Origin of the sequence: Sporomusa sp., assembly GCF_035561255.1 — a bacterium.
In the GTDB taxonomy this organism is placed as follows: domain Bacteria; phylum Bacillota; class Negativicutes; order Sporomusales; family Sporomusaceae; genus Sporomusa.
In genome coordinates this window covers 1-3,623 of record NZ_DATMXX010000307.1, presented here as the reverse complement: position 1 = coordinate 3,623, position 3,623 = coordinate 1, and the positions used below count along the sequence as shown (strand labels likewise).

Sequence of the window (3,623 nt, the reverse complement as noted above, 5' to 3'; positions counted from 1 at the left end):
AATAATTTCAAGGATGTGGATGCTGGATGATGTTCCTTGGCGTTTCAAGTATCATTCCTAACGTTTAAATAGCTTGCCTGGCAAAAATGAGGCGAGCGCCAGTCCGGCGATTGGTAATACTGATAACGCAGTAAATACGCTGGGAACACCAAAATGGTCGGCAATATAGCCCAGAATCGTAGCGCCTACACCACCAAGACCGATGCTAAAGCCAATAGTCAGGCCTGAAGCCATGCCGACATAGCCAGGCATCATTTCCTGGGCCAGCACTACCGTTGTGGCAAATGACGATATGAGGGCCAATCCGGTTAATGCGAGTATAAGCAGTGTTGCAAAACCGCTAGTATATTGGAATAAACTGATTAATGGCAATGTGATGAGTATAGAGCCCATAATAACTGTCTTGCGGCCAAAGCGGTCGCTTAATGAGGCACCAACGTAGGTGCCGACGACCCCGGCGAACAGGAAAACGGCTAAGAGATAACTGGCATATACCGGACTACCTGATAAATAGTTGATGTAATACATCGGGATATAAGTAGTCAATCCGGTATGGATGCTAGATCTTATAAATACAAATCCTAAGAGTATTGCCAGCAGACTGTAGTTAAGTGGCTGGCCTTGCGCAGTAGTGGCGTGTGAAGCCGCGGCTGATTGGAGGGCGGGTTCTTGTGGGGAAAGCTCTCGCAGATTGCGATATAGCAGGAGCGACATAATTAAACCAGGAATGATAAAATAAAGGGTATTTGTTAACACACCCGGGGCGTTGAGGGCCAGTGACATGGCAATTGAACCAAGCGCCAGTCCGAGGTTGCCTCCCACTGAGAATAGTCCCATGCTGCGACCTTTAGTTGCTGCGTTGCTAAGAAGATGAGCAGATTTAGATGCCTGCGGATGAAAACAGGCAATCCCGAGGCCGCCAATAACAACAGCTATCAGTAAGGTAGTGTAAGAAGGCATAAAGCCGGTGATGGCTAACCCGATTCCTGCGAGCAGTACGCTAGCCGGGATTAACCAGGGTAGTGAGACACGATCGGTAAGATAGCCAAACACTGGTTGTATCACTGAAGAGGTTAGATTCTGGACAAGAACAATGAGTCCGACTTGGGTATAGGTTAGGTTAAAGGCAGTTTTTAAAAACGGCAGCAGAACCGGTAGTGCCCCCTGACCAAAGTCGGTAATTAGATGCCCTAAGGTTAAAAGCGCCAGTGGTTTTGTCAAAATTCGTTCCGTAGGTTGATCTTGCTGCATATAACTTCTCCTTTTGCATTGAAAATGGTTATTTACTAATAATAGGCTTATAAGGTAGAAATATCAAGCAGGATATGAGCTTGTTTTTTACCTTATCTCGTCATATAAAGTAATTGCAGTGACTTTTGCGCGATTTAAAAAACAGTTTGCCATTTTAATACAGGATAAGCTATAATATTGATGTCTTTACATATGTAAAGACATATGTAAAGACATGGGGACGGGGTGAAACTATTGAGAATTATTAGCCGGCTGGAACAAATACCGGTTAGCCGATTTCATTACAAACTGTTGGTTTTGACTGGATTAGGATGGCTGTTCGATGCTATGGATACGGGAATTATTGCCTTTGTATTACCGATTTTATCACAGCAGTGGGGGTTATCTGCGACCCAGATGGGGTTTATCGGCAGTATTGGCCTCTTGGGAATGGCGATTGGTGCTGTAGTGGCTGGTTCAGCAGCCGATAGGTTTGGACGGAAAGCGGTGTTCGCTGTTACGCTGGTGATTTATAGTATCGCAACCGGATTGTGCGGTTTGGCGTGGAATTACGAATCACTACTTGTGTTTAGGTTCTTAGTGGGTTTTGGTTTGGGGGGGGAATTGCCGGTAGCTGCAACGCTTATGGCTGAGTATTCACCACCAGCCAGCCGGGGGCGTTTCATTGTCTTACTTGAGAGCTTTTGGGCATTGGGCTGGCTGGCTGCAGCGCTTATTTCTTATCTTGTCATTCCCCGCTTTGGTTGGCAGATGGCGTTTTTTATTGGTGCATTACCTGCACTCTATGTATTTTTTATCAGAATGGGGGTACCGGAATCAATTCGTTATCTTATCGATAAAGGCCGCCAGGCTGAGGCTGTGGAGATTGTTGCTAAAATAGAGCAGTCGGCTGGTATTGAGCCACCAATAACTCATTTGACTGAAACCATAGATTCTGCAGTGCAGAATCCGGCAGGGCAGAAACTGGCCTTTAAAGAACTTTGGACAGATCAGTTCGCTAAGCGAACCATAATACTGTGGCTAATCTGGTTCGGCATTGTTTATTCATATTATGGGATTTTTACCTGGCTGCCATCGCTTATGGTCAAGCAGGGGCATTCGGTCATTAAAACCTTTGAATATGTCTTAATTATGACTTTGGCACAATTGCCGGGTTATTTTAGTGCGGCATATTTGATTGACCGCATCGGCCGGAGGGCAACCCTGGCGATGTATTTGGCATTGAGTGCTGTAAGTGCTTATTTTTTCGGCCAAGGTGGCAGCGCTGAGATTGTGCTCGTCTGGGGTAGCCTTATGTCGTTCTTCAATCTTGGTGCCTGGGGTGTTGTCTACACCTATACCCCTGAGCTTTATCCAACAAGGATTCGGGCATTTGGTTCAGGTTGGGCAGCTGCAGTCGGCCGGTTTGGCGGGATATTGGCACCATCGGTTGTTGGATATCTGATTACCGGCCCGCAGGGATTTGCGCAGGTATTTACAATGTTTACCGGTGTTATGCTGGTGGTTGCGGTGGCTGTTTGGTTATTTGGCGAAGAAACTAAGGGTAAAGCGTTGGATGAGATAAGCAGTTAACAGCTAAACTGGGATGGGTAATGCCGTCCCAGTTTTTTTTGCCAGCCTATGGCAAGGCGTGGTATAATTACACATAACTATTGTTGCTGGGAGGCGGTTGCTATGATGGCGACTTTTGGACTGTTAATTGCTGCGCTTGCCGCGTACTGGGTATATAATGATGCTAAGGGGCGGGGGCATGAGACCGGAACAGCCCTGTTGTGGTCAGTGGGAACGCTGGCTGCCCTTGTTGTGTTTTTGCCGTTATACCTTTTGCTTGGACGGAAACGTCCTATGAAACCGCGCCGCAATGATGATATTATTGATATTGAAGCTGTGCCGGTGGAAGAAATGATTAAATGCCCGATGTGCGCGAGTAATGTTAAAGAAGATTTTAAAGCATGCCCCTATTGCGGATTTGCCTTAAAACCTGCTTGTACTTCATGTGGCAAAGAACTCAAGCGCGAATGGAGGCTATGTCCTTATTGCCAGACTCCGACTGACCTTAAATAGAATTGTATAGTTGTTGAAGTCACCAAAAAAATATGCTGATTTTATTGGACATGATGGAATTAGTGTGTTATAATCTTATTCGTGGCTAAGACAACATAATGCGCCCGTAGCTCAGGGGATAGAGCGCCAGCCTCCGGAGCTGGAAGCGCAGGTTCGATTCCTGCCGGGCGCACCATAAGAGAATTCAAGCCTTCCAGCGATTTTGCCGGAAGGCTTTTTCCATGAAAAACTGCTTATAGGATTAAGCGATAGAAGATAAGCAGAATTAATAGAACAATTATACGAATCTAAGAATAGTGCTGTCAGGT

At 46.0% G+C, this 3,623-nt stretch carries 3 protein-coding genes and 1 tRNA gene; 3 read left to right on the top strand and 1 reads right to left on the bottom strand.

The annotated features are described in order from the left end of the window. Nucleotides 1–57: 57 nt before the first annotated feature. Nucleotides 58–1,251: an MFS transporter gene (locus tag VN379_RS16680; protein WP_325535869.1), complete on the bottom strand. Its 1,194-nt coding sequence runs from the start codon at nucleotides 1,249–1,251 to the stop codon at nucleotides 58–60. 234 nt (nucleotides 1,252–1,485) lie between these two features. Between VN379_RS16680 and VN379_RS16675 the strand changes: the two genes are divergently transcribed. The 3 genes from VN379_RS16675 (at nucleotide 1,486) to VN379_RS16665 (ending at nucleotide 3,490) form a co-directional block, all read left to right on the top strand. Beyond that, complete coding sequence (locus VN379_RS16675; RefSeq protein ID WP_325535871.1) at nucleotides 1,486–2,823, top strand: MFS transporter; 1,338 nt, start codon at nucleotides 1,486–1,488, stop codon at nucleotides 2,821–2,823. A 102-nt stretch (nucleotides 2,824–2,925) separates the two neighbouring features. Further along, entirely contained in the window at nucleotides 2,926–3,315 is a 390-nt protein-coding gene (locus tag VN379_RS16670; RefSeq protein ID WP_325535867.1) for a zinc ribbon domain-containing protein, read from the top strand. 100 nt (nucleotides 3,316–3,415) lie between these two features. Then, nucleotides 3,416–3,490 (top strand) — tRNA-Arg (locus VN379_RS16665). Nucleotides 3,491–3,623: the final 133 nt, after the last annotated feature.

What these genes read in the sequence shown, in the direction of transcription:
- VN379_RS16680 (WP_325535869.1), bottom strand. Translation starts at nt 1,251, where the DNA reads ATGCAGCAAGATCAACCTACGGAACGAATTTTGACAAAACCACTGGCG.
- VN379_RS16670 (WP_325535867.1), top strand. Translation starts at nt 2,926, where the DNA reads ATGATGGCGACTTTTGGACTGTTAATTGCTGCGCTTGCCGCGTACTGG.